The organism is Cysteiniphilum marinum, from assembly GCF_014857925.1.
Taxonomy (GTDB): domain Bacteria; phylum Pseudomonadota; class Gammaproteobacteria; order Francisellales; family Francisellaceae; genus Caedibacter; species Caedibacter marinus.
This window is the reverse complement of the sequence record NZ_JACYVZ010000086.1, coordinates 1-2,366: the sequence shown is the minus strand read 5'-3', so window position 1 is coordinate 2,366 and position 2,366 is coordinate 1. Positions and strand designations below refer to the sequence as shown.

The 2,366-nt window shown below is 50.0% G+C and carries 1 rRNA gene; it reads left to right on the top strand.

The features are described from left to right. Window positions 1–2,343, top strand: a 23S ribosomal RNA gene (locus tag IE867_RS14320); the annotation flags it as partial. Window positions 2,344–2,366 lie beyond the last annotated feature (23 nt).

Here is a 2,366-nt window from a genome sequence, read left to right as displayed (position 1 = left end):
GCGTACCTTTTGTATAATGGGTCAGCGAGTTACTTTTAGTGGCGAGGATAACTGAATAAGGGATCCGTAGCGAAAGCGAGTTTTAATAGAGCGCTTAGTCGCTAGGAGTAGACCCGAAACCGACGCGATCTATCCATGACCAGGTTGAAGGTTGGGTAACACCAACTGGAGGACCGAACCCGGTAATGTTGCAAAATTATGGGATGAGTTGTGGATCGGAGTGAAAGGCTAATCAAGCGCGGAGATAGCTGGTTCTCCCCGAAAACTATTTAGGTAGTGCCTTGTGAATGACTCGTTGGGGTAAAGCACTGTTTCGACTAGGGGGGTTTTGCGACCTTACCGACTCGATGCAAACTTAGAATACGACGAAGTTGAATCACAGGAGACACACTGCGGGTGCTAAGGTCCGTAGTGGAGAGGGAAAGAGCCCAGACCGCCAGCTAAGGTCCCCAAGTTATCGCTAAGTGGGAAACGATGTGAGAAGGCATAGACAGCCAGGAGGTTGGCTTAGAAGCAGCCACCCTTTAAAGAAAGCGTAATAGCTCACTGGTCGAGTCGGCTTGCGCGTAAGATTTAACGGGGCTAAGCGATACACCGAAGCTGCGGATGGCACCGAAGGTGCCATGGTAGGGGAGCGTTCTGTAAGTTGATGAAGGTGGATTGAGAAGTCTGCTGGAGATATCAGAAGTGCGAATGCTGACATGAGTAACGATAAATAAGTGAGATTCTTATTGGCCGAAAACCCAAGGTTTCCTACGCAATGTTAATCAACGTAGGGTAAGTCGGCCCCTAAGGCGAATCCGAAGGGAGTAGTCGATGGGAAACAGGTTAATATTCCTGTACCGATTGTAATTGCGATGGAGAGACGGAGAAAGCTAGGTCTGCCCGGCGGATGGTTGTCCGGGTGAAAGCGTGTAGGTAGTGTGTTTAGGAAAATCCGGACACATGTTGATCTGAGGCGTGAGACGGAACTAAACTCTACGGAGTTTAGCCAAGAGATTGATGCTCTGCTTCCAGGAAAAACTTCTAAGCATAGATTATGATTGACCGTACTGTAAACCGACACAGGTGGGTGGGTAGAGAATACCAAGGCGATGAGAGAACCCAGGTGAAGGAACTAGGCAAAATGACACCGTAACTTCGGGAGAAGGTGTGCCCCATTAGGGTGAAGGACGTACGTCTGGAGCTTGAAGGGGTTGCAGATACCAGGTGGCTGCGACTGTTTACTAAAAACACAGCACTCTGCGAACTCGAAAGAGGAAGTATAGGGTGTGACGCCTGCCCGGTGCCGGAAGGTTAATTGAAGGGGTTAGTTGTAAGACAAAGCTCTGGATCGAAGCCCCGGTAAACGGCGGCCGTAACTATAACGGTCCTAAGGTAGCGAAATTCCTTGTCGGGTAAGTTCCGACCTGCACGAATGGCGTAACGATGGCCACACTGTCTCCATCTGGGACTCAGTGAAATTGAAATCGCAGTGAAGATGCTGCGTACCCGCGGTTAGACGGAAAGACCCCGTGAACCTTTACTATAGCTTTGCACTGGACTTTGAAAATATTTGTGTAGGATAGGTGGGAGACTATGAGCTCAGGGCGCTAGTTCTGAAGGAGTCGTCCTTGAAATACCACCCTGATATTTTTGGAGTTCTAACTCAGGCGAATGCCGAGGACAGTGTATGGTGGGTAGTTTGACTGGGGCGGTCTCCTCCCAAAGAGTAACGGAGGAGTACGAAGGTGCACTCGGTGCGGTCGGAAATCGCACCAAGAGTATAAAGGCAAAAGTGCGCTTGACTGAGAGAGTGACGGCTCGATCAGGTACGAAAGTAGGTCTTAGTGATCCGGTGGTTCTGAATGGAAGGGCCATCGCTCAACGGATAAAAGGTACTCCGGGGATAACAGGCTGATTCCTCCCAAGAGTTCATATCGACGGAGGAGTTTGGCACCTCGATGTCGGCTCATCACATCCTGGGGCTGAAGCAGGTCCCAAGGGTATGGCTGTTCGCCATTTAAAGTGGTACGCGAGCTGGGTTTAGAACGTCGTGAGACAGTTCGGTCCCTATCTGCCGTGGGCGTAGGAGATTTGAGAGGGTTTGTTCCTAGTACGAGAGGACCGGAATGAACGAACCGCTGGTGTTTGGGTTGTCTCGCCAGAGGCATTGCCCAGTAGCTACGTTCGGAATGGATAACCGCTGAAAGCATCTAAGCGGGAAGCCAGCCTCAAGATGAGATCTCCCGGGATTAAATCCCCTAGAAGGGTTGTTGAAGACTACGACGTTGATAGGCTGGCTGTAGAAGTGCAGTAATGTATGAAGCTAACCAGTACTAATTGCCCGAGAGACTTGGTTATTACTCTATGATAGATTGTTAGAG